The sequence below is a fragment of the Halosimplex yunnanense genome, from assembly GCF_054504345.1.
Window position 1 is genome coordinate 165,547 of record NZ_JBTJEL010000032.1, and the last position, 25,582, is coordinate 191,128.

Annotated in this window: 25 protein-coding genes; 17 read left to right on the forward strand and 8 right to left on the reverse strand. The window is 67.8% G+C overall.

Annotated elements, in window-relative coordinates:
- Positions 1-17 precede the first annotated feature (17 nt).
- Complete coding sequence (locus AB2U09_RS07755) at positions 18-704, reverse strand: CehA/McbA family metallohydrolase (protein WP_459192132.1); 687 nt, start codon at positions 702-704, stop codon at positions 18-20.
- Positions 705-1,039: 335 nt separating this feature from the next.
- Here AB2U09_RS07755 and AB2U09_RS07760 point away from each other — a divergent pair, with 335 nt between their 5' ends.
- Complete coding sequence (locus AB2U09_RS07760; RefSeq protein WP_459192133.1) at positions 1,040-2,254, forward strand: putative manganese transporter; 1,215 nt, start codon at positions 1,040-1,042, stop codon at positions 2,252-2,254.
- 81 nt (positions 2,255-2,335) lie between these two features.
- Here the strand turns inward: AB2U09_RS07760 and AB2U09_RS07765 are convergent, their stop codons facing one another.
- Both AB2U09_RS07765 and AB2U09_RS07770 read right to left on the reverse strand, forming a co-directional pair.
- A complete protein-coding gene (locus AB2U09_RS07765; RefSeq protein WP_459192134.1) occupies positions 2,336-3,550 on the reverse strand; it encodes a TIGR04347 family pseudo-SAM/SPASM protein in 1,215 nt (404 codons plus the stop codon).
- Positions 3,547-3,870, reverse strand: a complete 324-nt coding sequence (locus AB2U09_RS07770; RefSeq protein ID WP_459192135.1) for an Htur_1727 family rSAM-partnered candidate RiPP — start codon at positions 3,868-3,870, stop codon at positions 3,547-3,549. The genes AB2U09_RS07765 and AB2U09_RS07770 overlap by 4 nt, the downstream gene beginning before the upstream one ends.
- Before the next feature lie 199 nt (positions 3,871-4,069).
- On the opposite strand from AB2U09_RS07770, the gene AB2U09_RS07775 reads away from it, so the two are divergent.
- The 4 genes from AB2U09_RS07775 (at position 4,070) to AB2U09_RS07790 (ending at position 6,460) form a co-directional block, all read left to right on the forward strand.
- Positions 4,070-5,191, forward strand: coding sequence for a TIGR04053 family radical SAM/SPASM domain-containing protein (locus AB2U09_RS07775; RefSeq protein ID WP_459192136.1), 1,122 nt, complete (start codon positions 4,070-4,072; stop codon positions 5,189-5,191).
- 138 nt (positions 5,192-5,329) lie between these two features.
- Positions 5,330-5,707, forward strand: coding sequence for a helix-turn-helix domain-containing protein (locus AB2U09_RS07780; protein WP_459192137.1), 378 nt, complete (start codon positions 5,330-5,332; stop codon positions 5,705-5,707).
- Positions 5,704-6,048 carry a DUF7521 family protein gene (locus AB2U09_RS07785; RefSeq protein WP_459192138.1) on the forward strand — a complete coding sequence of 115 codons (345 nt, stop codon included), beginning with the start codon at positions 5,704-5,706 and terminating at the stop codon, positions 6,046-6,048. The genes AB2U09_RS07780 and AB2U09_RS07785 overlap by 4 nt, the downstream gene beginning before the upstream one ends.
- 91 nt (positions 6,049-6,139) lie before the next feature.
- Complete coding sequence (locus AB2U09_RS07790) at positions 6,140-6,460, forward strand: DUF7521 family protein (RefSeq protein ID WP_459192139.1); 321 nt, start codon at positions 6,140-6,142, stop codon at positions 6,458-6,460.
- A gap of 83 nt (positions 6,461-6,543) precedes the next feature.
- Here the strand turns inward: AB2U09_RS07790 and AB2U09_RS07795 are convergent, their stop codons facing one another.
- The gene (locus AB2U09_RS07795) at positions 6,544-6,873 is read right to left on the reverse strand and encodes a winged helix-turn-helix transcriptional regulator (protein ID WP_459192140.1); all 330 of its coding nucleotides are present in this window, start codon (positions 6,871-6,873) and stop codon (positions 6,544-6,546) included.
- A gap of 120 nt (positions 6,874-6,993) precedes the next feature.
- On the opposite strand from AB2U09_RS07795, the gene AB2U09_RS07800 reads away from it, so the two are divergent.
- The gene (locus AB2U09_RS07800) at positions 6,994-7,632 is read left to right on the forward strand and encodes an NAD(P)-dependent oxidoreductase (protein ID WP_459192141.1); all 639 of its coding nucleotides are present in this window, start codon (positions 6,994-6,996) and stop codon (positions 7,630-7,632) included.
- Between the two features lie 51 nt (positions 7,633-7,683).
- Here the strand turns inward: AB2U09_RS07800 and AB2U09_RS07805 are convergent, their stop codons facing one another.
- Both AB2U09_RS07805 and AB2U09_RS07810 read right to left on the reverse strand, forming a co-directional pair.
- Positions 7,684-9,375 (reverse strand): glycoside hydrolase family 13 protein, encoded by a 1,692-nt coding sequence (locus tag AB2U09_RS07805; protein ID WP_459192142.1) that lies wholly within the window; start codon positions 9,373-9,375, stop codon positions 7,684-7,686.
- Positions 9,372-11,099 (reverse strand): glycoside hydrolase family 13 protein, encoded by a 1,728-nt coding sequence (locus AB2U09_RS07810; RefSeq protein WP_459192143.1) that lies wholly within the window; start codon positions 11,097-11,099, stop codon positions 9,372-9,374. Before AB2U09_RS07810 ends, AB2U09_RS07805 begins: the two co-directional genes overlap by 4 nt.
- A gap of 257 nt (positions 11,100-11,356) precedes the next feature.
- Here AB2U09_RS07810 and AB2U09_RS07815 point away from each other — a divergent pair, with 257 nt between their 5' ends.
- From AB2U09_RS07815 to AB2U09_RS07855, 9 genes are all read left to right on the forward strand, one after another.
- Positions 11,357-13,285, forward strand: coding sequence for an ABC transporter substrate-binding protein (locus AB2U09_RS07815; RefSeq protein WP_459192144.1), 1,929 nt, complete (start codon positions 11,357-11,359; stop codon positions 13,283-13,285).
- 74 nt (positions 13,286-13,359) lie between these two features.
- Positions 13,360-14,373, forward strand: coding sequence for an ABC transporter permease (locus AB2U09_RS07820; protein ID WP_459192145.1), 1,014 nt, complete (start codon positions 13,360-13,362; stop codon positions 14,371-14,373).
- Positions 14,360-15,565, forward strand: coding sequence for an ABC transporter permease (locus AB2U09_RS07825; protein WP_459192146.1), 1,206 nt, complete (start codon positions 14,360-14,362; stop codon positions 15,563-15,565). The genes AB2U09_RS07820 and AB2U09_RS07825 overlap by 14 nt, the downstream gene beginning before the upstream one ends.
- A gap of 1 nt (position 15,566) precedes the next feature.
- A complete protein-coding gene (locus AB2U09_RS07830) occupies positions 15,567-17,882 on the forward strand; it encodes an ABC transporter ATP-binding protein (protein ID WP_459192147.1) in 2,316 nt (771 codons plus the stop codon).
- Between the two features lie 134 nt (positions 17,883-18,016).
- On the forward strand, positions 18,017-18,214 hold the full coding sequence (locus tag AB2U09_RS07835; protein WP_459192148.1) for a hypothetical protein: 198 nt from the start codon (positions 18,017-18,019) through the stop codon (positions 18,212-18,214).
- A gap of 112 nt (positions 18,215-18,326) precedes the next feature.
- Positions 18,327-19,382: a TrmB family transcriptional regulator gene (locus AB2U09_RS07840; protein ID WP_459192149.1), complete on the forward strand. Its 1,056-nt coding sequence runs from the start codon at positions 18,327-18,329 to the stop codon at positions 19,380-19,382.
- A 119-nt stretch (positions 19,383-19,501) separates the two neighbouring features.
- Positions 19,502-19,774, forward strand: coding sequence for a DUF2249 domain-containing protein (locus AB2U09_RS07845; protein WP_459192150.1), 273 nt, complete (start codon positions 19,502-19,504; stop codon positions 19,772-19,774).
- Positions 19,775-19,815: 41 nt separating this feature from the next.
- Entirely contained in the window at positions 19,816-20,127 is a 312-nt protein-coding gene (locus AB2U09_RS07850; protein ID WP_459192151.1) for a glutamyl-tRNA reductase, read from the forward strand.
- Between the two features lie 370 nt (positions 20,128-20,497).
- Positions 20,498-21,640, forward strand: coding sequence for a PQQ-like beta-propeller repeat protein (locus AB2U09_RS07855; protein WP_459192152.1), 1,143 nt, complete (start codon positions 20,498-20,500; stop codon positions 21,638-21,640).
- Between the two features lie 62 nt (positions 21,641-21,702).
- Here AB2U09_RS07855 and AB2U09_RS07860 read toward each other — a convergent pair whose 3' ends face one another.
- The gene (locus AB2U09_RS07860) at positions 21,703-21,996 is read right to left on the reverse strand and encodes a cupin domain-containing protein (RefSeq protein ID WP_459192153.1); all 294 of its coding nucleotides are present in this window, start codon (positions 21,994-21,996) and stop codon (positions 21,703-21,705) included.
- Positions 21,993-22,226 (reverse strand): DUF2249 domain-containing protein, encoded by a 234-nt coding sequence (locus tag AB2U09_RS07865; RefSeq protein WP_459192154.1) that lies wholly within the window; start codon positions 22,224-22,226, stop codon positions 21,993-21,995. Before AB2U09_RS07865 ends, AB2U09_RS07860 begins: the two co-directional genes overlap by 4 nt.
- Positions 22,227-22,354: 128 nt before the next feature.
- Between AB2U09_RS07865 and AB2U09_RS07870 the strand changes: the two genes are divergently transcribed.
- Positions 22,355-23,539 carry a hypothetical protein gene (locus tag AB2U09_RS07870; RefSeq protein WP_459192155.1) on the forward strand — a complete coding sequence of 395 codons (1,185 nt, stop codon included), beginning with the start codon at positions 22,355-22,357 and terminating at the stop codon, positions 23,537-23,539.
- Positions 23,540-23,664: 125 nt separating this feature from the next.
- Positions 23,665-25,440 (forward strand): cbb3-type cytochrome c oxidase subunit I, encoded by a 1,776-nt coding sequence (locus AB2U09_RS07875; protein ID WP_459192156.1) that lies wholly within the window; start codon positions 23,665-23,667, stop codon positions 25,438-25,440.
- The last annotated feature ends 142 nt before the right edge of the window (positions 25,441-25,582 follow it).

A 25,582-nucleotide genomic window follows, 5' to 3' on the forward strand; every position in this document is an offset into this window, starting at 1 on the left:
AGATCCGGCCGTTCCGGTCATCGGAACAGTCCGTCCAGGGCGAGGCGGACGCGCCGGCGGGTGTTGCCGACGGCCTGTCGGAGGCTCACCGACCACGGCGTTCGGCGCGTCTGGAGCGTGGTTCGCCCGGCGGCGACCGCCCGACAGATCCCCTCCGGGGTGCGGTCGTCGGTGTCGACTAGCGTCACCGCGCGGCCGACCATATCGCTGACGTGGGCGTCGCTGCCGGCGGTGATCGGCATGTCGTAGCGGTCGGCGAACCGGCGAGCCTGCCGATTGGAGTAGCCGGTCACCAGCCGGGAGTTGTACACCTCGACGGCGTCGGCCTCCCGCAGTTCCGCCCTGGAGATGTTGGCGAGGACGCCGCTGCGAAGCTCCTGGAACGGGTGGGGGACGACGGCGATACCCCCTCGCTCGCGGATCTGAGCGATCGTCTCCGCGAAGGACAGGCCCGCGTCGATCTCCCCGTCCACGTTCAGCCCGAGGACGTGGCCCGCGGCGCTGGAGACCTCGATGCCGGGGATGCCCACGAGGCCGTACTCCGGTGCACGTTCGACGAGCGTCGCGTTCGCCGAGACCTCGTCGTGGTCGGTGACGGCCAGCGCGTCCAGCCCCTCCGCGGCCGCGCGTTCGAGCAGCATTTCCACGGAGTCCCGGCCGTCGTACGAGGCGGCCGAGTGCGCGTGGAGTTCGACCGATAGCACAACCGGGAGTTGCCCCGGTATCGGCAAAAGCGCCCCGGTCCGGGCAACCGCCCGCCGCTGTGCCGGGATTCGGATGCGTGGAGGACGCCGACGGCGACCGGCCGGTCTGACTCAACGCTCGAAGACCGGCTTGTTTTAGATACGTCTAATTTTTGAATTAGGTAGAAAGTGATTTACGTTTAGCCAGCACACATCGAATTGAGATCAATGAGCGGAGTTCCCACGGCGCTCGGATCCAGTCGGACCGAGCGCGCCCGTGCAGCCATCGCAAGTAACTGCGCCCGACTGAGGCGCCGCGACCGGGGGCGGTCGGCCGGCCGTCGGAGGTACCGATCGTGAGACTCGACGAACTGCTCGACGTCTTCGTCTTCTCGGTGCGGGACGGGTTCGTCCAGGTCAGTGCGTTCGTCGCGGTAACGGTCCTCGTCTTCAGTTACGTCCAGTACCGGACCGGCGGGCGCATCGTCGAGTACCTCGAGAACAACGAGCGGATGCAGCCGCTGGCCGGGGCGCTGCTGGGGCTGACGCCCGGCTGCGGCGGGGCCATCATCGCGATGCCGCTGTACGTCCGGGGGACGGTCAGTTTCGGGACGGTAGTGGCCGCTCTCGCCGCGACGGCCGGCGACTCCGCGTTCGTCATCCTTGCGCTCGCCCCCGAGGCGGCCGTCTACGCCTACGGAATGGCCTTCGTCGCCGCGGTCCTCTTCGGCTACGCTATCGATCTCTGGGGGTTGGGCGTTGGCCGGGTCGACCGCGCGGTCGACCGGGTCAGCCGCCCCGTTACGGACGGCGGATTCAACACGAGGAACGTCGCCGACGGCGGTCCGAGTATCCCCGAGTACCGCTTCGAAGGGGACCAGTGCTGCCAGACCGAGGCCGAGAGCGGAGGCGTCATGACGACGGTCAGCCACGCCGTCCACGTCCTCTGGTGGGTGCTCGCCGCGGGCGCGCTGGTCGCGGGCGTCGCCTACCTCTTTCGCGGCGCACCCGAGGTGCCGCTGGAAGCCGGGGCCACCTTCGCCGGACTGTTCACGGTCGCCGGTATCCTCGGCACGACCGCCTCGTTTTACCTGCACTTCGTCGGCCGCCGGTTCATCGGCACGGGCCGACCGGGGCGGATCCGCGACGACTTCGCGAGCGCCTACGAGACGTTCCAGCACGCCGCGACCGAGACGAGCATGGTCACGGTCTGGGTCATCGCCGCCTACCTCGTCTACGAGTATGCGGTCGTGCTCTTCGACATTCGAATCGCCGCCATCGCAGCCGCAGTGGGCGTGCTCGCGCCCGTCGGTGGCGCAGTTCTCGGGCTGATCCCGGGCTGTGGCCCCCAGATCGTCTTCGCGCAGGTCTACGCCCAGGGGGGCATCCCCTTCTCGGCACTGACGGCCAACGCCATCAGCCAGGACGGCGACGCGCTGTTCCCCCTGATGGCCATCGACGCGAAAGCGGCCGTCGTCGCCACCGTCTACACGACGATCCCCGCGCTGATAGTCGGCGTGGCCCTCTATCAGTTCTGGCCGTACGCGGACTACGGCTTCGGCGTCCTCTGAGGGGTCCGATAGGACCCCACTCGTGTCGCCATAGTTCGATTCGATATCGCGGATAGAGATTTATCGGCGGCCGACGGGCCGTCAGTCCGCCGCGCCGGGAGAACGAGCTTCGCCGCCGACGCCGCGCTCTTCGGGCGTCAGGTAGCACTGCGGGTCCGGCCCGAACGGGTCGTCGCCGGTCGCGAGGGCTCGCAACCGCGACCCACCGCGGCAGACGTCCTGATACTGGCAGGTCGAACACCGGCCGGTCAGGTAAGATTCGCGCTCGCGGAGCGCCCGCAGGAGCGGGTTGGACTCGTCGGTCCAGATGTCGCCGAACGGCCGGTCGCGGACGTTCCCCAGCGAGTACCCCTGCCAGAACTGCGTGAGGTGGACGTTGCCCTGGTAATCGACGTCAGCGATGCGTTCGCCGGTGGGATCGCCGCCGTTGGCTCGCAGGTACTGGTACACCCGTTCGGCCTGTTCGGCCCCCAGCTCTCGGCGGGTGTACTCGACGAGGTACGCCGCGTCGGCGTAGTTCCCGACCAGCAGGGTCTCGATCTCGTGGCCGCGGTCGTGGTACTCCCGGGTCAGCTCGCAGACCCGCCGGACCGCATCACGGCGTTCCTCTGGGGTGAGGTCTACGTCCTGGATCTCGGCGCCGCGGCCGCCGTAGTCGAGGTGGTAGAAGCAGAACCGGTCGACGCCGTGGTCGGCCAGCAGGTCCACCACGTCTTCGAGGTCGTCGGCGTTGTGCCGGGTGATCGTATAGCGGAGCCCGGTTTTGAGGCCCGCGGCCTGCGAGGCCTCGATCCCCTCCAGCGCGCGCTGGAACGCGCCCTCTTGACCCCGGAAGGCATCGTTGCGCTCGGGCATCCCGTCGACGGAGACGCCGGCGTATTTGAGGCCCGCTTCCCGCAGGTTCGCCGCGCGCTCCTCGGTCAGCAGCGTCCCGTTGGTCGAGAGCACGGGCCGGAGGCCGGCGTCGGCGGCGTGGCCGACGAGTTCGGTCAGGTCGTCGCGGGCCAGCGGTTCGCCCCCGGAGAACAGGACGACGGGCGCGCCGAACTCGGCGAGTTCGTCGAGGAACTGCTTGCCTTCCGCCGTGGTCATCTCCCCGGGCGCCGGCTCGGTCTCGGCGGCCGCGTAGCAGTGGTCGCAGTAGAGGTTGCACTGCTTCGTGCAGTTCCAGACGACGACCGGGCGGCGCTGCTTGCGCTCGCGGATCTGCTCCTTCGAGGACTCGTCGGCCGCGTCGTAGCGGAGCCCGTCGCCCTCTGCGTCGAGGTCGCAGAGGAGTTTGCTGACCGAAATCACGCTCGCTCACCTCTTGACTCGTCAACTCCATGGTCGGTGCGATCCCCGAGCGTGATATCGTTGGCGCCGAATCGGTGGGTCTCGTCCGCCGGACAGAGCCAGAGCGTCTCGGCCGCCCAGCCGAACAGTTGCGCGGCCTGTTCGCGGGCGATTTCGGCCGAAGGGGCGCTGACGCTGCCGGCGTGTTCGAGCGGCTCGCCGGTGCTCTCGCGGACGAACAGCTCCCACTCCCGCGTCACGTCGCCGCGGGGGGCATCGACCGTCGCGTCGAGGGCGGACGCGTCGGTCCCGTGGGCGGAGTTCGGATCGGGGTCGGACATACGCGGTGAGAGGGGTTACCCCTTCTTACCCGCACCCGGGATTTTCACTCGCTGGGAACGGGGTCGTCCGCTTAGGTGATGCGGGCCGAACTCGACGGACGATGACCGAGACTCGTGCGGGAGCGTCGCTCGACGGCCACGGACCGGCGGACAGTCACCGGACGAGCGTCCTCGGCGGGGATTCGCGGGGGTGGCGCTGATGCGGCCGCCCGTCGACACCGCCGAGCGCCCGATGGTGCTCATCTGGGAGGTGACGCAGGCCTGCGAGCTGTCCTGCGACCACTGCCGGGCGGACGCACAGCCGGCTCGCCACCCCGACGAGCTGACGACCGCCGAGGGCAAGCGACTCCTCGACCAGACCGCGAACTTCGGCGACGGCCAACTCGTCGTCCTCTCGGGCGGCGACCCGATGAAGCGGCCGGATCTCGTCGATCTCGTCGACTACGGGACCGATCAGGGACTCACCATCTCCCTGACGCCCAGCGGGACGGAGGAACTCGACGGCGAGGCCATCGAGGCGCTTTCCGACGCCGGCCTCAAGCGGATGGCGCTGAGCCTCGACGGCGCCGACGCCGCCAGTCACGACGCCTTTCGCGGCGAATCGGGGAGTTTCGACGCCACGATGCGGGCGGCGCGACAGGCGCGGGAAGCCGGGATCCCGTTGCAGATCAACACGACCGTCTGCGCCAGCACGGTCGAGGAACTGCCGGCGATCCGCGACCGCGTCGCCGACCTCGGGGCGGTGCTCTGGAGCGTGTTCTTCCTCGTCCCGATCGGTCGCGGCCGCCTGCTCGACCCGATCCCGCCCGAGCGGGCCGAGCGGGTCATGGAGTGGCTCTCCGAGGTGGCCGACGAGGCGCCGTTCGGCCTGAAGACGACCGAGGCCCCGCACTACCGTCGGGTCCGCCGGCAGGCCGCCGCGGATGCGGCCGCGGACGGCGGCACAGGGCCAAGCAAGGCGGAGAACCGCCGCGCGAGCGTCATCGCTGGCGACGGCTTCGCGTTCGTGAGCCACACGGGCGAGGTCTACCCCTCGGGGTTCCTGCCGGAGTCGGCCGGGACGGTACCCGACGACGACGTCGTCGAAGTGTACCGCGAGTCGGACCTGTTCCGGTCGCTCCGGGACCGGGACTCCCTCCAGGGGAAGTGCGGCGCGTGCCCGTTTCGCAACGTCTGCGGCGGCAGTCGCTCTCGGGCGTACGCCCACACCGGCGACCCGCTGGCGAGCGACCCGCTCTGCGGGTACGTCCCGCCGGAGTACGAGGGCCCGCTCCCGTGGGACGACGCCGACGAAGCGGTGCGTGCGGACGGGCGTCCCTGAAGGGGTTTCGCCGAACATGTCCGAAACGTGTGATTTGGGCGAGGCGTCGAGGGGTGCCGATACGGCCGTCTCGCGGCGGTGCGCGGGCGTCGCGTGTCGGTGCGGTTATAACGTTCCTCGGGTTAGTGACGGATAGGAATGGTCCGTGACCCGTTCGCGGACGACGAGGCGCCGGACCTCCAGGACGTCCTGGACGCGCTGGACGACCCGGACTGTCGGGCGATCGTCACGGCGCTGGACGAGCCCATGACGGCCAGCGAGATCTCCGAGGCGAGCGACATCCCCCTGTCGACGACCTACCGGAAGATCGACCGGCTGGAGGAGGCCCAGCTGCTGTTCGAGGGCACCGAGATCCGCCCCGACGGCCAGCACGCCAGCATCTACGAGGTCGACTTCGAGGAAGTCGTCATCGCTTTGACCGACGAGCGCGAGTTCGAAACAGAGATCGCTCGCCAGCCCCGGACGCCGGACCAGCGTCTGGAATCGCTCTGGTCGGAGGTACGCAAGGAAACATGAGCCCACACACGACGCCCGCCACCGCGGTCCTGGTCGCACTGAAAACGATAACGCTGCTGCTCGGTGGCCTGATCACGTATTTCGCGTACAAGGCCTACTCCCGGAGCGGCGCCAGGCCGCTGTGGTATCTCGCGGTGGGGTTCGCCATCGTGACAGCGGGGACGATGATGGCGGGGTTCGTCGATCAGCTCTTGCGGTTCTCGATGGTCGGACCCGATCTGCTCCCGTTCACCGGGAACCGGGGGAGCGCCATGGCGGTCACTGACGTCGCGCTCGTCCTGGAAAGTTCGCTGACTGCCGCCGGGTTCGCCGTCATCGTCTACTCGCTGTACTCGGAGTGAGCTTCTGTTCGGGACCGTTCCCGCAGTCTGAGAACACCTCTTGGGGTATAACCCCGGGTGTCCGGTAGGACGGGACGAGCGTGAGACTCCCGTGTTCGACACCACCTTCGCCCTCGCACTGACGAAAGCGGTTACCCTCTTGCTCGGCGCGCTGCTGACCGGCCTCGCCTGGCGTGCGTACCGCCGGACCGGCGATCCCGCCCTCCGGGCACTGTCGATCGGTATCGGCCTCGTCACCGTCGGCGCCATCCTCGGTGGGACGCTCCACCGGATCGTCCGCATCCACCTCGCTGTCGCCGCCAGCGTCCAGAGCACTTTTACCGCCGGCGGGTTCGCCGTCTTGACCTACTCGCTGTACGCCGGTAGCGACGCCGAGGACGAGACCCGCGATCTGGACGACTCGGCCGCCTGAATCGATTGATTCCGTCCGACAGTACGGTGGCAGGCCGGCACGCCGTTCTTCGGAGTATATCCTATACCGCTATATCGAACTGATCAGTCCTCGTCCATCCACTTCTCGCCCCACTCGTGGATTTCGTCGAAAGCGGCGTGCAGTTCCGCCCCCTTCTGGGTGAGCGAGTAGTAGACGGCGACGGGACTCGCTTCGTCGACGCGGCGGTCGACGTAGCCGTTCTCTTCCAGGTCGTCGAGCACGCGCGAGAGCGTCTGGGAGTTCGCGCCAGTCGCCCGCTTCAGTTCGTTGAACCGCAGTTCGCCCTCCCGGAGGACGTGGATGACCGTCATCCGCCACTGCGACCCGATCTCTTCGAGCGTCCTGACCACCGGGCAGTTCGAGTATCGCGCCTCCAGATCCTCTGATGACATCGGTGTGACTTACTCACTCGTTCGTTCGCTGGCCTATAAGACATCACGCATCAACAGTAGGTGTGATCGTGTGATCGGCGACGGCGAAGGGCTGTCGCGGTTTCACGAGAGTGATCCACCATGAACGTACTCCTACTCGGTGCGAGCGGCCGAATCGGACAGCGCGTGGCGAACGAACTGCTGGACCGGGACCACTCGGTCACCGGCGTCTCCCGGGGCGGCGAGGTCGAGGGCGTCGACGACCCCGCGTTCACAGCGGTCGCGGGCGACGCGACGGATGCCGGCGCGGTGGCGCGACTCGCGGCGGGTCACGACGCCGTCGCGTCGACGCTGGGTCCCGGTGAGGACGAGGACCCGGCGGTGCTCTCGGAGATGATCGAGGCGACCGTCGAGGGGTTGCGCCGCGCCGAGGTCGACCGCCTGGTCTGGACGGGCGGCGCCGGCGGGCTCTCCGTCGGTCCGGACACGCGGCTAGTCGAGACGGATGAGTTCCCCGACGAGTGGGAGCCGCTCGCGCGCGCGGCCATCGACGCCTACGAGCTCCTCGAAGACGCCGACGACCTCGAGTGGACGTACCTCGCGCCCGCGGCGCTGATCGAACCCGGCGAGCGCACCGGCGAGTACCGGACCGCCGAGGGCGAACTCGTCGCCGACGAAGAGGGCGACAGCTACATCTCGATGGAGGACTTCGCGATCGCGCTCGTCGACCGCCTCGAAGAAGGCGACGCGGTCCACACGTACCTCGGCACGGGCTACTGAAAAACGGCCTCGCAGCGATTTTCCGGCGGTCAAGGGGTCGATAAAGGCCGCTCAGTACTCGTAGACGACGGCCTCGTACGGGCGAAGCGTGGCGCCGACCGGCGCGGCCGGCGGGTCGTCGAAGTTAGCGATCGCGACTTCGGCGTCGTCGACTGTGAGGCCGTCCGGGTCGAACGTCGCGGTCTCGCTCGACCAGTTCAGCACGACCAGGCGGCGCTCGTCGCCGAGTTCGCGGGTGAACGCGTAGACCTGGTCGTCGTCGGGGACGAGCAGTTCGTAGTCGCCGTAGACGAGCGCGTCGTCCTCGCGGCGCAGGTCGATCAGCCGGCGGTAGTAGTGATACACCGATTCGGGGTCGTCGACGGCCGCGGCGGCGTTGATCTCGGTGTAGTTGTCGTTGAGTCCGAGCCACGGGTCGCCGTCGGTGAAGCCGGCCGCGGAGCCGTCGCCCCAGTGCATCGGGGTGCGCGCGTGGTCGCGGCTCCGGTAGTTGACGGCCTCGCTGACCTCCTCGAAGGAGTCGACCTCGCCCGCCTCCAGCAGTTCCTCGACGATGCCGACGGTCATCGCGTCGTCGACCTCGTCGAGGCTCTCGAACTCGGTGTTGGTCATTCCGAGTTCCTGCCCCTGGTAGAGGTACGGGGTGCCCCGCATCGTCATGAGGAAGGTTGCGATCAGCTTCGCGGACCGGCGGCGGTAGTCGGCCTCGCCGAATCGGGTGACGATCCGCGGATGGTCGTGGTTGCCCAGGAACAGCGCCTCCCACGCCTCGCGGGCCACCTCGCGCTGGTTGCGCGTCATCAGGTCCTTGAACTCGACGAGGTCCCACTCGCCCCAGTCGTCGCCGGTCCAGTCGCCGCCCTGGTCGACGCCGAGGTGGTCGAAGTGGAAGACCATGTCGAGGCAGTCGCCCCGCTCGATGTACTCGCGGGCGTCGGTCGCGGAGGCGCCGCCCATCTCGCCGGCGGTCATCGCCTCCGCGGGGATCACCGCACCGAGTTCGTCGAGGTACTCGCCCAGCCGTGGACCGAGGGTGTAGTGTTCCGAGCCCAGCGGTCCCGCCTCCTCGGGGTCGCCGTCGGGGTAGGTCTCTGGCTTGGAGAGGTGGCTGATGGCGTCCATGCGGAAGCCGTCGATGCCGCGGTCGAGCCACCAGGTGACGACATCCTGGACGGCCTCGCGGACCGCGGGGTTGCGCCAGTTGAGGTCGGGCTGGTTTTCGTTGAAGACGTGGAGGTACCACGCCTCCCGTTCGTCGTCCCACGCCCACGCCGAGCCGCCGAACAGCGACTCCCAGTTGTTCGGCGGTTCGTCGGGCTCGCCGTCGACCCAGTGGTAGTAGTCGGCGTACTCACCTTCTTCGCGGCGCGAGCGCTGGAACCACTCGTGTTCGTTGGAGGTGTGGTTGACCACCAGATCCATGATGATCTTCATGTCCCGGTCGTGGAGCGCGTCGCGCAGGCGCTCCCAGTCGGCCATGTCGCCGAACTCGTCCATGATCGCGCGGTAGTCGCGGATGTCGTAGCCGTTGTCGTGGTTCGGGGAGTCGTACACCGGGGAGAGCCACACCACGTCGACGCCCAACTGGTCGAGGTAGTCGACCTTCTCGACGATGCCGGGGATGTCGCCGACGCCGTCGCCGTCGCTGTCGTTGAAGCTCCGCGGGTAGATCTGGTAGACGGTGGCCTCCTTCCACCACTCGCGGTCGATTCGACTCTCTGTCGCGGTGTCTGTCTGTGTCATTGGTCTGTCTGGTCGGTCGTCAGGTAGACGCGCGCCTCCCACGGCCCGAGGTCGAGGGCGCGGCCGGGCACGGGCGGCGCGTCGTCGTTCGCGAGCGCGAGTTCGAGTCCGTCGACGGTCACTCCGTCCGGGACCTCGAACGTCGTCGGCTCGTCGTCGAAGTTGAGGGCGACGAGCGCGCGCTGGGGAGCGTCTGTGGAGTGACTGGTCTGCCTGTCACCGTCGAGCGTCCGGGTGTACGCGAACAGCGACGGATGGTCCGGGCGGAGCAGTTCGAAGTCGCCGTAGACGAGGACGTCGCGGTCGCGGAGCGCGATCAGGTCGCGGTAGTAGTGATACACCGAGTCGGGGTCCTCGCGCGCCCGCTCGACGTTGACCTCCGAGTAGTTGGGGTTCGCGTCGATCCACGGCTCGCCGTCGGTGAAGCCGGCGTGGTCGTCGTCGGCCCACTGCATCGGGGTGCGGGCGTTGTCGCGGCACATCGCTTCGACGGCCTCGCGGACGTCCTCGTAAGCCTCGGCGTCCGTCTCGGGGTCGGCGATGGCCGACTCGACGTAGTTGAGCGCTTCCACGTCGCGCAACTGGTCGCGGGATTCGAACGGCGCGTTCGTCATGCCGATCTCCTCGCCCTGGTAGACGAACGGCGTGCCGCCGAGGGTGTGAGTGAGCGTGCCGAGCAGCTTGGCGGACTTGCGGCGGTACTCGTCGTCGTCCCCGAACCGCGACACCATCCGCGGCTGGTCGTGGTTGTTGAGGTAGAGGCTGTTCCAGCCGTCCTCGTCGAGGCCGCGCTGCCACTTCGAGAGGATTTCCTTGAACTCGACGAGGTCGGGCTCGCCGGCGTCCCACTTCGACTCGCCGTGGTCGAAGGTGACGTGCTCGAACTGGAACACCATCGAGAGCCCGTCGCCGTCCGTGCCGACGAACTGCCGCGCGTCCTCGACAGAGGCGCCGGGCGTCTCGCCGACGGTGAGGAGGTGGTCGTCGTCGAGGACCTCGTCGCACATCTCCCCGACGTACTCGTGGACCCGCGGGCCGTTGATGAAGTGTTCCGCGCCGCCGGAGTCGGGGCCGCCGTCGGGGTACCCCTCGGTCTTCGAGATCAGGTTGATGACGTCCATGCGGAAGCCGTCGATGCCTCGATCCAGCCACCACTGCATCATGTCGTAGACGGCCTCGCGCACGTCCGGGTTGGTCCAGTTGAGGTCCGGCTGCTTCTCGTCGAACAGGTGCAGGTACCACGCTTCCCGTCGTTCGTCGTACGACCACGCGGGACCGCCGAAGACCGACTCCCAGTCGTTGGGCAGTTCGTCGGGCTCGCCGTCGACCCAGTGGTAGTAGTCGGCGTACTCGCCCTCCTCGCGACGGGACTTCTGGAACCAATCGTGCTCGTCGGAGGTGTGGTTCACCACCAGATCCATGATCAGGCGGATGTCCCGCTCGTGGAGTTCCTCGCGCAGGCGCTCCCAATCGGCCATGTCGCCGTACTCGTCGGCGATGGCGCGGTAGTCGCTGATGTCGTAGCCGTTGTCGGCCTGCGGGGACTCGTAGGCGGGGTTGAGCCAGACGGCGTCGACGCCGAGGTCGTCGAGGTAGTCGACCCGGTCGATCAGGCCCGGCAGGTCGCCGACGCCGTCGCCGTCGCTGTCGGCGAAGCTCTTGGGGTACACCTGGTAGACGACCGCTTCCTTCCACCACCGGCGCTCGTCGCCGGTGTCCGTCATCGCCGATCACCGCCGATTCGGGCCGCGGATCGGGGGCGTCGATCGGCGGCAGTGATCGAGCGATCCCGTCGCCGTCTTGCGATAGGTTCATCACCGCGAGTCGGTTTGGTGCTCGTCATAGTCGTTCAGGGAAGTCCATCACTGATTCCGCTCGGTTCGTACCGAGAGGAACGACCCACTTAATTCCTACGAGGATTTTGAAGAACTCGTTCAACCAAAATTTTTATTGCATGGTCCTTCATGATCCTACTCGAGCGATGTCTGATAACCAGCAACACGATACGAACGGGACGCCGCTCACGCGGCGCCGAGTGGTACAGGCGCTGGGTGCGGCGGGCGTCTCGGCGGGACTTGCGGGCTGTGGTGGACAGTCGGCAGTGGAAACGGACACGCCGAGTGACGGCGACAGCGGCGACGGCGGCGACGGCGGCGGCAGTGACGGCGGTGACGGCGGCGACGACACGCCCGCCTCGACCGACACGCCGGCGGGCTTCGAGAGCACTTCCAAGGCGACGATCCAGGAACTGGCGTACGTGACGAACCAGGCGCTGCCGGTCCTGCCGATCATGGAGAAGCTGGCCCAGTCGTTCCAGGCGACCGACGACTGGAACGTGCCGTCGGCCGACAGCGAGAAGATGCAGGTGTACTGGCCGACGAGCTGGCTCCCGCGGACCGGCGACTGGACGCTGAAGGAGGGCGCCGACGACGAGCGGCTCACCCTCGCCCAGTGGGCCGTCCCCCGGGACTCGCAGTACAACGTCTGGAACGGGACGAACGACGGGGAGGCGCGCCGGATGATCTTCGACCGGTTCATGCGGTACAACGTCGCCACCCGCGAGTACCACCCCTACGTCATCAGCGACTGGACGGTCGACGGGAAGACGGTCACGCTCTCGGTCCGCGACGGCCAGACCTGGCACGACGGCGAGCCGGTCACCGGGACCGACGTGGCCAACCACATCAAGCTCGATCTGTACAACAGCGCCGGCGGCGGCGGGATCGGCCCGTACGTCGTCCCGGACGGCGACATGAACGCCGTCCCCGAGCGCGTGCAGGCGACCGGCGACAAGACCGTCGAGATCACGCTGGGGCAGGCGGTCAACGAGGACATCCTCCTGTCGCTGCTGGCGCCGACGCGCCTGCGTGCCTACGACAAAGTCTACGGCGACTACGTCGACAGGCTCGACGAGGCCGGCTCCGAGGAGGACCGCTCCTCGGTGCTGGGCGAGCTGACCGACTTCACCGACTCCGAGCCGATCGGGAACGGCCCTTTCCAGTGGGAGGACGCCGACAGCCAGCGGACGCTGGTCACGAAGTACGAGGACCACCCCGACGCGGGCAACATCAACTTCTCCGAGGCGGAGTACCTCTACAAGCCGGAGAACTCCGGGCGCTGGAGCTCGCTCATCAACGGCGAGACCGACGGGTCGGCGACGCTGTTCATGCCCGAGAACCAGACGCGGCGGCTCCCTGAGTACATGCAGACCGCGCTGATCTCCCGCCACTGGGGCATGGGCGTCGTCTTCAACCACGACAAGGCGCCGGTCGACGACGTGCGCGTCCGGAAGGCCATCGCCAACGTCATCAACCGCGAGGACGCCGCGAAGAACTCCGCGGCCGGAACCGGATCGAAGGTCGCCGTCACCTACCCGAGCGGCCTGACCGGGGAGTTCAACGACCAGATCGAGGGCCACTGGCTCGACGGCGTCGCCGAGGAGTTCGACACCTACGGCCGCGCCGAGAAGCGCACCGAGCGGGCCGCGGAACTGCTCCGCGAGGCCGGCTACGAGAAGAGCGACGGCACCTGGCAGAAGGACGGCGAGCCCCTGTCGCTGCCGATCAAGGGTCCCGCCGGTTTCTCGGACTGGGTGTCGGCCGTCGAGACCATCGTCTCCCATCTCCAGGACTTCGGCATCGAGTCCGAGCCCATCATGCAGGACTCGGCGACCTACTGGGGCGGCGACTACATCGAGGGCGACTTCAAACTCGCACTGCAGGGCTGGGCCTCCTACGACCACACCCACCCGTACTTCCACTTCGACTGGATCTACCGGAGCGGCGACGCGACGGACTACTGGAACGTCCCCACGGAGTACGAGGCACCGATCCTGCACGACCAGCTGCGCGACTCCGAGACGATCGCCCCGGACGAGTACATCTCCGATCTGGCGACGCCGGAGGAATGACCACTACCGATCCGGCGGGGGAGCCCGCCGCGCGCCGGTGGCGGTAAGCGCAGCCACCGTACACAAATCAACCCATGAAATACATCGTCAAACGCCTCGGGCAATCGGTCTTCACGGTCTTCGCGGTGATCTCGTTCAGCTTCGGCCTCATCAGGCTCCTGCCGGGCGGCCCGATGGACTACCTGCGCGCCCAGATCATCGAGCAGGGCGGCAGCGACCTCTCCCAGGCGGCGATAAACAGACGCATCGAGGCCCAGTCGGGTATCAACCCGGACGAACCGGTGTACGTCCAGTACGTCGACTACATGGTCGGCCTCGTCCAGGGCGATTTCGGCCAGTCGGTCTGGTACGGCGACCCCGTGTCGAGCATCATCGGGCCCGCGATCCCGTGGACGGTCTTCCTGACAGCCTCGGCGCTGTTCATCGCGTTCACCGTCGGCGTGTCGCTGGGCGCGGTCATGGCCTACAAGGAAGGCTCGAAGTTCGACGTCGGGAGCACCGGCCTCGGGCTCGTGCTCAACTCGACGCCGAGCTACGTGGTCGCGCTGCTGTTCGTCACCTACCTCGGGTACCGCTACCAGCTGTTCCCGACCGGCGGGCGGTACGACTCGGCGCTGGATCCAGCGCTCACCAATCCCGCGTTCCTCGGGAGCGTGCTCTATCACGGGATACTGCCCATCGTCTCGATGTCGGTCGTCGGCTTCGGCGGCTGGGCGCTGTCGATGCGGGGCAACTCCATCCGCGTCCTCGGCGAGGACTACCTCCGGGTCGCCCGCCTGCGCGGGCTCTCGACGCGACGGATCGCCCTGCGGTACGTCGCCCGCAACGCCATCCTGCCGATGTACACCGGCCTGATGATCGCCATCGGGACCGTCTTCGGCGGCGCGGTCATCATCGAGAACATCTTCGCGTACCCGGGCATCGGGTTCTACCTCGTCCGGGCCATCGAGGCGCGGGACTACCCGCTGATGATGGGCGGGTTCATCCTGATCACGGTCGCGATGGTCATCGGCATCACCATCGCCGACCTGACCTACGGCTGGCTCGACCCGCGCGCCAGGGGAGGTGCTTCCCGTGAGTCCTACTGACGACTCGGACGGCGGTCCCGACGACGGCGGCGATCCGACCTTCGACGCCGTCGCGGGCAACGACGACGCCCTCGACGCGGAGTCGCTGGTCGAGACTGACGACGACGGTCGCGCGTCGCGCGCCGTCACCGGCCACGGGCGGTCGGGGCGGGTCGCCGCGGACGGCGGCCGCGTCTCGGAGTTCGAGCAGATGGCCGAAGTGTCGCTGACGGCCCACGAGCGGCGGCGACAGTGGGTCGACGAGAAGCTACTGGCGCCCGCCCGGATCGTCTGGGACGACTGGCGGGCGCGCTTCGGCGTCGTCGTCGTTGCCTTCTACCTGTTCATGGGCATCGTCGGCCCGCGGCTGGTCCCGGAGCCGTCGCCGAACCAGGGCGAGCGCCTGATAGGCGCGTTCCGGTCGCTGGCACACCCCCTCGGCACGACCGCCTCCGGCGTGGACATCCTCTCGCAGGTCGTCTACGCGACGCCCGATATGCTGATCATGATCACCGCCGGCGCGGTGTTCACGGTCGTTCTCGGGACCGTCACCGGCACGCTCGCCGGGTACAAGGGCGGCCGCACGGACAGCGTCATGATGACGCTGACGGACATCATGATGACCATCCCCGGGCTGCCGCTGACGATCGTGCTGGCGGCGGTGCTGCAGATCGAGGGCAACCCGGCGGTCATCGGCGTCCTCATCACGATCAACGCCTGGGCGGGGCTCGCACGCGCGATCCGGTCGCAGGTGCTGACGCTGCGCGACGCCGAGTACGTCGAGGCCTCGCGCATCATGGGCATCGGGACGCCGAAGATCATCGGGAGCGACATCGTCCCGAACCTGATGCCGTACATCACGATGAACTTCGTCCGGCAGGCCCGCGCGGTCATCTTCGGGGCCGTCGGGCTGTACTTCCTCGGCGTCCTGCCCTACAACAGCAACAACTGGGGCGTCATGATGAACGCGGCCGTCAACCGCGCGGGGGCGACGTCCTCGCCGGCCGCGTTCCACTGGCTGCTCGTGCCGATGCTGACGGTCATCTTCCTCGCGCTCGGGCTCACCCTGCTCGCGCAGGGGGCCGACCGCGTGTTCAACCCGCGGGTCCGCGCCCGCCACGCGAAGACCGTCGAAGGCGGCGACGACGAAGACGACGAGGGCGGCACCGGCGGCGCCGGCGGCGCCACCAGTGCGGCCACGGGAGGTATCTGACATGGCGAGCACACGAGACGACACCACGAGTATCGGCGACGGGAGCCGCGACCGCGGCGAGACCGCGACGGCCACCCACGACCCCATCGTCGAGGTCCGCAACGTCAGCGTCACCTACGACCTGCAGGCCCGGGACGCGATGGTCCTCGACGACGTGAGCCTCGATCTCCGCCGCGAGGAGATCCTCGGCTGCGTCGGGGAGTCGGGCTCGGGCAAGTCCATGCTCGCCAACGCGATGATGGACGCCGTCGAGGAGCCCGGGATCACCACCGGAAGCGTCCGGTACTACCCCGAGAAGGACGCCGAACCGGTCGAAGTGCTCGACCTGGAGGGCGACGAACTGCGCGATTTCCGCTGGGAGGAGATCTCGATGGTCTTCCAGGGGGCGCTGTCGTCGTTCAACCCCACGATGACCATCCGCGGGCACTTCGAGGAGACCCTCGACGCCCACGACTACGACGTCGAGGAGGGGATGGAACGGGCTCGCGACCTGCTCGCGGACCTCTATCTCGACCCCGACCGCGTGCTCGACTCCTACGCGCACGAACTCTCCGGCGGGATGAGCCAGCGGGCGCTGATCGCCCTCTCGCTCGTCCTCGAACCGGACGTGCTCCTGATGGACGAGCCGACCGCCGCGCTCGACCTGCTGATGCAGCGGTCGATCCTGAGCCTGCTCGACGACATCAAGGAGAAATACGAGCTGTCGATCCTGTTCATCACGCACGACCTGCCGCTGGTCGCGGGGCTGGCCGACCGGCTGGCCATCCTCTACGCCTTCGAACTGGCGGAGGTCGGACCGAGCGAGCAGATCGTCCGCGACTCGGAGCACCCCTACACGCGGGCGCTGTTGAAGGCGGTGCCCAACCTGAGCGCGCCGCTCTCGACGATGACTCCCATCGAGGGGACGGCGCCGAACCCGGCGCACGTTCCGACGGGCTGTCACTACGCGCCGCGGTGCCCGCTCGCCGACGAGCGGTGCCACGAGGAGAAACCCGACTGGTACGACGCCGGCCCCGACCAGCGCTCGGCGTGTTTCCACCACGAGCGGGCCGACGAGGCCGTGCCGTTCGACGTCGAGGAAGTCACCGCGGAGGTCGAGCAGACCGCGAGCGCGGCCGAGACCGACGAGTCCGGGTTCGAATCCGGCGAGCGCAACGAGTACGGGTTCGACCGCGACGCGACGGGCGCCGAGGGGACGGCCCTCACCGCGCCCGACGAGGAGACCGTCGTCTCGCTCGACGACGTGTCGGTCCACTTCGAGGAGGAGCAGGGACTCATCGAGGGACTGCTGGACGATCCCGACTCCGTCCGGGCGGTCGACGACGTCTCGATCGACATCCCGGAGAACGACGTGCTCGCGCTCGTCGGCGAGTCCGGCTGTGGGAAGACTACCCTCGGGAAGGCAATCATCGGCGTCCAGCGGCCGACCGAGGGCAGCGTCGAGTACCGCGGTCAGGACGTCTGGGACGCCAAGGACGATGTCGGGAGCCCCGACATCGAGTACGGCGACATCCGGCGGGCGTTGCAGATCATCCACCAGGACCCCGGGGCGTCGCTGAACCCCAACCAGAAGGTGGTCACCTCGCTGGAGGCGCCGCTGAAGCGCTGGAACCCGGAGCTGTCCACCGAGGACCGCCGGGCGCGCATCTACGCGCTCCTCGACCGGGTCGGCATGCAGCCGCCGGAGGACTACGCCAACCGCTTCCCCCACCAGCTGTCGGGCGGCGAGCAACAGCGGATCGCGCTCGTGCGCGCCCTGCTGATGAACCCGGACGTGATCCTCGCCGACGAGGCGGTCTCCGCGCTGGACGTGAGCCTGCGCGTCGAGACGATGGACCTGCTGCTCGAACTGCAGGAGCAGTTCGACACCTCCTTCGTCTTCATCTCGCACACGCTGTCCAACGCGCGGTACCTCGCGGAGAAGGCAGACGGCCGCATCGGGATCATGTACCTCGGCGAGATGGTCGAGATCGGCCCGCCCGACGAGGTGCTCAACGACCCGAAACACCCCTACACGAAGGTGCTGCGGTGGGCGACCGCCGACCTCGACCCGAGTTCCCAGGAGATGCGCGACCCGCCCGTCCGGTCGATCGACATCCCGGACCCGGTGAACCCACCGTCCGGCTGTCGGTTCCACACCCGCTGTCCGGAGGCCCGCGAGGTCTGTACCAGCGAGGCGCCGGACCTGGGCGAGGACGAGACGAACGCCGGGGCGCGCGCCGTCGCGTGTCACCGGGCGGACCCCGACCACGAGTACTGGGACAGCCCCACGCTCGAGGGAGTCGACGAGGCGGAGATGCCGACGTTCGGGAACTGAGTCACCAGTTTCTATGCATGGTCCCCCCTCGGTCCCGCGTTCGCTTGCCACGACTCACCGTCCGCTCGAGTGGGCGCCGAGGTCGGGACCATGAAGTACACCGCCGACGATACACACGCACGGAGGACGACCTCGTGACGAACGTCTGGCGCGCCTTTTTCACCGCGAGCGCCGTACTGATCGGGTTTCTGATCCTCTCGATCCCCTTCATCGAGGTGGGGTCGCCGACGTTCGTCGTCTCGGTGGCGAGCTTCGTGATGCTCGCGATAATCTTCCTCACCTCGGCGGCGTTCATCCGCTACGACTGGGACCCCTTCGAGGACGTGTGGTGAATCGAGCGACAGCTCCCGCCGAGCGGCCCGCGCGAGCGACCACGAGCGATCGCATCGGACCGAAACAGCAATAGGTGTCACTAGACGTGAATCCAGATACCAACGGGAGACGATGACGGAACAGCACGACGACCAGACACTGCGGGACGAACTGAGCGTGTTCGGCTTCTCGGACACGGAGATCGACACGTACCTGGCGGTCCTCGCACAGGGCGAGACGACGGTACGGACGGTCTCTGAGGAGGCGGACGTGACCCAGCGGGCGGTGTACAACATCGCCGAGCGGCTGGAAGACCGGAACCTGGTCCGGGTGAACGACCACGCGTCGCCGACGACGATCCGGGCGCGCCCGCCCCAGGAAGCCATCGACTCGCTGTCCGGTCGGCTGGAGTCGATCGCGCCCTCGCTGGAGGAGCGGTTCAACGAGACCCAGCCGCAGGCGCCGGAGATCCAGATCATCAAGTCCCGAGAGACCGCCGTGAAACGGCTCCGGGAGGGCATCTCCGAGGCCGACCACGAGGTGCTCGTCGCCGTCCCCGAACACGCCTTCGAGGACATCGAGTCTGAACTGCGCGCCGCGGTCGACCGGGACGTGCTCGTCTTCCTGCTCATCGGCGGGATCGAGGATCTGGACGGCGACGAGCGGCGACTGGAGGACACCGCGACCATCGTCCGGGCGTGGTCCGAGAGCCTGCCGTTCATGTACGCGGCCGACGACCGGGCGGCGATGATCGGCCACTCCGGCGTCATCTCCGGGACGCACGTCGACGAGGGCGCCGTCACGGTCAAGCAGGACAACCTCGCCGGATCGATCGTCGGGCTCTACCTCGGGGCGTACTGGCCGGCAGCGACCGAACTGCACGTCTGCGAGCCCGATTCGCTGCCGCGGACGTTCGAGTGGTTCCGCCACTCCGTCCTCGAAGCGGTGCTCCACCAGCGCGACGGGACCGAACTCGAGGCGGTCGTGACGACCGACGCCGGCGAGGAGGTCGCCGGCCGAGTCAGCCAGGTCCGGCAGGCGTTCGTCGAACCGGCCACCAACGACTACACGCTGGAGACCAGCCTCTACCTCGAGACGGAGGACGGCGAGGTGAGCGTCGGCGGCCCCGGTTCGTTCATCGAGGAGTACGAGGGCGAACTGGTGACGCTGCGCCGGACCGACGGCTGACCGCCGGTTCGGAGGGGATGGCCGTCGGTGGGGGCCAGCGATTGCCGGTCCGGCGATCGGACTGCTGGGCGAAGATGTTCGGCAGAAGGCTGTGGATCGTCGGCGTGCTATTCTCTCGTATGTCCACGGGACTGAACGTCGATGCCGTCGTCGAGGAGACCGGCGCGCCGGTCGACGCGCCGCGGGAGACGCTCGACGTGCGGAGCCTCGGGCCGCCTAAGCCGCTCGCGAACACGCTCGAACTGCTGCCCGACCTCGACGACGAGACCGTGCTCGTCCAGCTGAACGACCGCGCCCCCCAGCACCTCTACCCGAAGCTCGACGACCGCGGCTACGAGTACGCCACCGTCGAGCGCGACGACGTCACGGTCACGACCATCTGGCGCGCATGACCGGCGCGCCGACGAGCGACTCGGCGGCCGGGGAACCGTCGATGAGCGACCCGGAAGCCGCCGAATCGGCCGATTCCGAACCCGTCGACCCCGACGCCGCCGCAGCCCACATTCGTGACCGTGCGACGGCGATCCGCGACCGGGAGGTCGAAACGGCGCTGGCGAAACTCGACGCGCACGGCGACCTCTCGGCGGAGGACCGGGAGGCCGTCGCGGCACTCGCCGACCGGCTCGTCGCACGGCTGATCGCGGTGCCGGCGGAGGGACTGCAGGCCGCCGCGGCGGAAGAGGGCGGAGATGGGGACAGAAGCGGCCACGCGGCCGCCGAGACGGCACTGGAGTTGTTCGGGTGAGCGTTCTGTTAGATCTGCACCCCGAGTAGACTCAGAATTCAGGCCACGAGAACCACAGGTAGCAAGCCGCGAATAGTAGCCCGACTGCCGTGACGTATTACTTCGGCGGGTAATTGAAGCGTGACTGTGGCAGTCAGAAAATATTTACCAGTTTACAACAAGGTCCGAGACACCGATGGACCGGCGTCACTTTCTGGCTGCGTTCGCTGCCACTGTCGGTGGGGGCTGTCTGTCTACTGAAACGGCGCCCGGTCACGACTCGGAGAATTCACCTACCGAGACGGCGTCTGGACGGCAACCGGACGATCCGCCGTCTGATTCACCGACTGACCGACCATCCGACGAGTCAACATCCGTAACCGGTCCCGGATTGTGGAAATACGAACTCCCGGACCGGTTCGCCCTCACTGCGACCGACGACGAGTTGTACGTCGCGAAGGAGACGAGCCTGGCTTGCCTCTCGCCAGGCGGGGAGAGCAGATGGGCGACCGACGCCGATGCCGGATCGTACGCCGTCGAGGAACCGCACGATCTCAGTGTCGCTGGATCGACGGTCTACTACACGGCACGTGCGTCGACCGGAACCGGCGAACTCGGGGCGTACGATACGGTATCCGGCCAGCAGCGGTGGACGACGACCCTCGGTGAAGTCCCCGAAACGCTGATCGGGGTGACCGAAGACACCGTGTTCGCCAGCCAGAGCTACGACGACCCGGGCGAAGCGCCGGTGTTCGCCTTCGATGCCGCGACGGGCGACGAACGGTGGCGGACGAGGACGGGGATGGATATGGGGTCGACGGTCACAGACGGCCGCTGTCTGGTCTACTCGGTCGTCGACGGGCTCACCGCCCTCGATACTGCGACTGGCGAGGTGCAGTGGGAACAGGTCCCCGGAGACGAGTACGGCGCCCGGTTGCGTGTGATAGACGACACGGTCTGTCTATTTCTGGCCGGGACAGTACACGGCTACGACCTTCAGGACGGGACGCACCGCTGGGAGCAGTCACTGGGAAGCGAAGCGCGGTTCGTCCGGCGTTCGCCATCGAGTGCTACAGCGGCTGCGGACCTCTACATCGCCGACGATCGGGCGAACCTGACGGCGCTTACTGCTGCGACCGGTGAAAAGCAATGGACCGTCGCGACGAACGAGGGTGACACGGGCTACGAGGGCCTGTGTCTCGGGACCGACTCACTCTTCTACCATTCCGGGACCGCGCTCGCCAGCTACGATCTTGTGGACGGAACCCAGCGTTGGACCCACCCGCTCGGGTCCGAGTACGAGATCTGCGGACCGTTCCTCGCCGATGAGACCGTGTTTCTCCTCACGCAAGAGGCAGATGAGGAACCGTCGGTACGAGCGTTCGACGCCGAGACTGGCCAACTGCACTGGCGCAGGCAGCTCAACACAGGAGAGCCGTTCCCACCACGGGTCAGTGGTGTATTCGACGAGTACGCCGTCTTCAGGACCGATACGGGGCTGATAGGGTTCCCACTAACTCCCCCGGCCCCCTAACCGCACGACCACCAGCGCTGGTGGTGCAAAACTCTATCGCCACGAAAACGCCCCTTCGCCCGTCAGCGCTCGGCGAGGACGAGCAGGGCGACGCTGTCCTCGCGGGCCTCCGGGGAGATGTCCTGATCGCCGGAGAACCGGGCGACATCGCCCGCGACCAGCTCGACGGTGTCGTCGCCGAGTGTCATCGTCAGTTCGCCCTCGAGGACGTGGCAGACGATGTCGCGGTCCGGGTGCTGGTGGGGCGGAACGCGGTCGCCGGCGTCCAGCGCGAGACGGACCGTCTTCGGCTCGCCCTCGAAGAGGACGCCGCGGCCGTCGCCGTCCATGTCGGGCAGGTGAACGTGCTCGGTCATACTTTGGGGAGGTCGGCGACGAACTCGTCGGCGTCCCGTCGCTCGACGGCGTAGTTGGCGGCGTCGAAGTCCTCGACCTCGGCCTGGAACTCGTAGAACAGCGGTTTGGGCTCGTGGTCGTTGACGATCCGCAGCGTCTCGCCACTGTCGAGGTCGGCGAAAGCCTCGTGGATCGTCGGGTGGCGCTCCGGCCGCGGCACGTCGCGGATGTCGAGCGTCGTCGCTGGCATACGTCCGAATATAGACCGCCTGCAGCCCTGTCGATTCGTGCGAACATGTTCGTAACGTCCGGCAGCGGCCAACCACGGGCTCGCGTTCGGCGCCAGATTGAGGGGACACGCGGCCGCAGATACGCGAAATGTCGGCGACGCTGTCGCGGTGGTCGCGGTCGCTCGTCGCTGCGGGTGTCTGCTGGCTGGTCGTCTGGCAGGCGGCCGCGGTCGCGGGCATCACCCGCCGAGCGACGGTGACGCTCGGTCTCTTCGGGTTCGTCTTCCACGTCGTCTTCGGGAAGGCCTACTCGCTGGTCCCCTCCTACTTCGACCGGGAGCTGGCGTGGCCGCACGTGCCCGCAGTCCACCTCCCGCTGGCGGTCGTCGGGACCGCGGGACTCGCCGCCGAGCCGGTCGACGGCATGCCGGAGGTCGTCGGTGCGTTCGGCGCGTGGTCATGGGCGCTGGGCGTCGCCGTCTTCCTCGGGGCGCTCGTCTGGACGCTCCGGGACAACCTCACGGGGGCCGAGACGGGCACCGGCGAGCACAACGCTGACCGGCGGCGGATCGACCGCGCCGCGAACCTGTTCGTCCCGGTCGTGCTCGCGTACCTCGCAGTCGGGTCGTGGGAGACGCTCGCGACCACGACGGTCGTCTCGCCGCTTCTCGACGGCTATCCGCCGCGAGCGACGCACCTGCTCGCCGCCGGCGCCGCCGCGCTTCTGGTATTCGCCGTCGGGTTCCGCCTCCTCCCACGGTTCCTGGTCGCCGGGCTGCCCGACTGGGTGCCGTGGGTCGTCCTGCCCGCGGGTGCGCTCGGTCCTGCCTTACTGGCCGCGGGTCTGCCGGCAGGCTCGATCTTCCGGACGGGAGCCGTCGCCGAAGCCGTCGCGGTCGTCGGCTTCGCCGCCGCGTACGCGTACCTCTACCGGTCGAGCGATCGGGAGCGGGTAGGGTTCTACGGCCCGCTCGTCGGGGCTGGATTCGGCGTACTCGCCGTCGGACTCGGACTGTCCTTCGCGTTCGGCCCTATCGATCCCGCCCTCGTCGCGGCGCACTACCGACTGAATCTGCTCGGCTTCCTCGGGCTGACGATGGTCGGCGTCACCTTCCAGTTCTACCCGCCGACAGTCGGGCGATTCCCCGGCGCGGGCGACGACCTCGCGTTGACCGCACTGGCCGGGCTGTCCGGGGGCCTGCTCGTGGAAGTGATCGGTGCGGTCGCGCAGATACCGATCGCGGTTCGCGGCGGGCGCGCGCTGGCGTTGCTCGGGGCTCTCGCGTACGCGTACCTCGTCCTCGGCGTCTTCGTCCAGCGCGCTCGACAGTGACGCTCGCGTGCGGTGATGACGGATCCTTTCGAGACAGCTGCAACGCTTCGGAAGGAGGCACTGATAAAGGGGGCGAACACGTTCCGGCGAAAATCCACGGGGTGGGGGGCCGAACCACTCGCCACATGGCCGACATCGCGACGCTCACGTTGTCCGGACTGACTGCGCTCTTTCTCCTCGGCGTGTTCGTCTGGGTCGCCAGGGTCGAAGACTGGCGGTCGTACACGCCGACCGTCGGCGACGGCGGCGGGGCCGGCGGCCACGGGACGGGCGCGGGCCACGGACACAAACCGAGTGGTATCGTCCGCTGGCTGACCACCGTCGACCACAAGGACATCGGCATCCTCTACGGCACCTTCGCCGTCCTCTCGTTCGCGTGGGGTGGGATCGCCGTCTTGCTGATGCGCCTCGAACTGGTCACGCCGACCTCGAACATCGTCGGTAACAGCCTCTACAACGGCCTGATGACCAGCCACGGGATCACGATGCTGTTCCTGTTCGGGACGCCCGTCCTCGCGGCGTTCTCGAACTACTTCATCCCGCTGCTGATCGGCGCCGACGACATGGCGTTCCCCCGGATCAACGCCATCGCCTTCTGGCTGCTCCCGCCCGGCGCCGTCCTCATCTGGAGCGGATTCTTCCTGCCGAGTCTGGCACCCGCCCAGACCGCGTGGACGATGTACACGCCGCTGTCCATCGAACAGGCGAATCCCGCGGTCGACCTCATGCTGCTCGGCCTGCACCTCACCGGGGTCTCCGCGACGATGGGCGCGATCAACTTCATCGCGACCATCTTCACGGAACGCGACGACGACGTGACCTGGGCGAACCTCGACATCTTCTCGTGGACCGTGCTCACCCAGTCGGGACAGATCCTCTTCGCGTTCCCGCTGCTCGGCAGCGCGATCGTCATGCTCCTGCTCGACCGCAACCTCGGGACATCGTTCTACGTGGTCGGCGAAGGCGGCGGCCCGCTGCTGTGGCAGCACCTGTTCTGGTTCTTCGGTCACCCCGAAGTGTACATCCTCGTCCTCCCGCCGATGGGACTGGTCAGCTACATCCTCCCGAAGTTCACCGGTCGGAAGCTGTTCGGGTTCAAGTTCGTCGTTTACTCGACGCTGGCGCTCGGGGTGCTGAGCTTCGGCGTCTGGGCTCACCACATGTTCGCGACCGGGATGGACCCGCGCCTGCGAGCCGGGTTCATGGCGGTCACCATCTCCATCGCCATCCCGAGCGCGGTGAAGACGTTCAACTGGATGGCGACGATGTGGAACGGTCGGTTGCGCCTGACCACCCCGTTCCTCTTCTGCGTCGGGTTCATCGCGAACTTCATCATCGGCGGGATGACCGGCGTCTTCGAGGCGTCGATCCCCGTCGACCTGCTCCTGCACGACACCTACCACGTCGTCGCACACTTCCACTACGTCATCATGGGCGCCATCGCCTTCGCGGTCTTCGCCGGCATCTACTACTGGTTCCCAATCTACACGGGGCGGATGTACCAGCGCACGCTCGGGAAGTGGCACTTCTGGCTCACGATGGTCGGAACCAACCTCACGTTCTTCCCGATGATCCTGCTCGGCTACGCGGGCATGCCCCGCCGCTACGCGACCTACGACCTCTCCGTTGGGCCGGAGCTGCTGTTCACGCTCCTGCACCGGTCGGCGACCCTCGGCGCCCTCACGCTCGCTGTCGGCCAGATCATCTTCGTCTGGAACCTCGTCCAGTCGTGGCTCGAAGGCCCCCGCGTCGAGGACGGCGACCCGTGGGACCTCAAGGAGACGAACCAGCACGGCCGCGAGTGGGCATGGTTCGAGCGCCAGCAGGAGACCGCGCTCGCGACCGACGGCGGCGAGGAACGCGACGGCGACTCGACGACGCCAGCCGAGAGCGGTGACTGACGACACCTTCTCTATCTCGGTCTGGGTGTGTCGGTTCGGGTCGTAAACTCGATGATCAAATTCGGTGGCGCGCTGTCGAGCGAGGTCTTCGGGAGCCTGCGACCGAAGGCTTGTCAGAGCTTGCTCTGACAGCGGATGAGCG

Coding starts and splice junctions, on each gene's coding strand:
- AB2U09_RS07800 (WP_459192141.1), top strand. CDS start 6,994: ATGAACGTACTCCTACTCGGTGCGAGCGGCCGAATCGGACAGCGCGTG.
- AB2U09_RS07840 (WP_459192149.1), top strand. CDS start 18,327: ATGACGGAACAGCACGACGACCAGACACTGCGGGACGAACTGAGCGTG.
- AB2U09_RS07810 (WP_459192143.1), bottom strand. CDS start 11,099: ATGACGGACACCGGCGACGAGCGCCGGTGGTGGAAGGAAGCGGTCGTC.
- AB2U09_RS07830 (WP_459192147.1), top strand. CDS start 15,567: ATGGCGAGCACACGAGACGACACCACGAGTATCGGCGACGGGAGCCGC.
- AB2U09_RS07845 (WP_459192150.1), top strand. CDS start 19,502: ATGTCCACGGGACTGAACGTCGATGCCGTCGTCGAGGAGACCGGCGCG.
- AB2U09_RS07875 (WP_459192156.1), top strand. CDS start 23,665: ATGGCCGACATCGCGACGCTCACGTTGTCCGGACTGACTGCGCTCTTT.
- AB2U09_RS07785 (WP_459192138.1), top strand. CDS start 5,704: ATGAGCCCACACACGACGCCCGCCACCGCGGTCCTGGTCGCACTGAAA.
- AB2U09_RS07850 (WP_459192151.1), top strand. CDS start 19,816: ATGAGCGACCCGGAAGCCGCCGAATCGGCCGATTCCGAACCCGTCGAC.
- AB2U09_RS07770 (WP_459192135.1), bottom strand. CDS start 3,870: ATGTCCGACCCCGATCCGAACTCCGCCCACGGGACCGACGCGTCCGCC.
- AB2U09_RS07815 (WP_459192144.1), top strand. CDS start 11,357: ATGTCTGATAACCAGCAACACGATACGAACGGGACGCCGCTCACGCGG.
- AB2U09_RS07780 (WP_459192137.1), top strand. CDS start 5,330: ATGGTCCGTGACCCGTTCGCGGACGACGAGGCGCCGGACCTCCAGGAC.
- AB2U09_RS07775 (WP_459192136.1), top strand. CDS start 4,070: ATGCGGCCGCCCGTCGACACCGCCGAGCGCCCGATGGTGCTCATCTGG.
- AB2U09_RS07860 (WP_459192153.1), bottom strand. CDS start 21,996: ATGACCGAGCACGTTCACCTGCCCGACATGGACGGCGACGGCCGCGGC.
- AB2U09_RS07820 (WP_459192145.1), top strand. CDS start 13,360: ATGAAATACATCGTCAAACGCCTCGGGCAATCGGTCTTCACGGTCTTC.
- AB2U09_RS07805 (WP_459192142.1), bottom strand. CDS start 9,375: ATGACACAGACAGACACCGCGACAGAGAGTCGAATCGACCGCGAGTGG.
- AB2U09_RS07795 (WP_459192140.1), bottom strand. CDS start 6,873: ATGTCATCAGAGGATCTGGAGGCGCGATACTCGAACTGCCCGGTGGTC.
- AB2U09_RS07870 (WP_459192155.1), top strand. CDS start 22,355: ATGTCGGCGACGCTGTCGCGGTGGTCGCGGTCGCTCGTCGCTGCGGGT.
- AB2U09_RS07865 (WP_459192154.1), bottom strand. CDS start 22,226: ATGCCAGCGACGACGCTCGACATCCGCGACGTGCCGCGGCCGGAGCGC.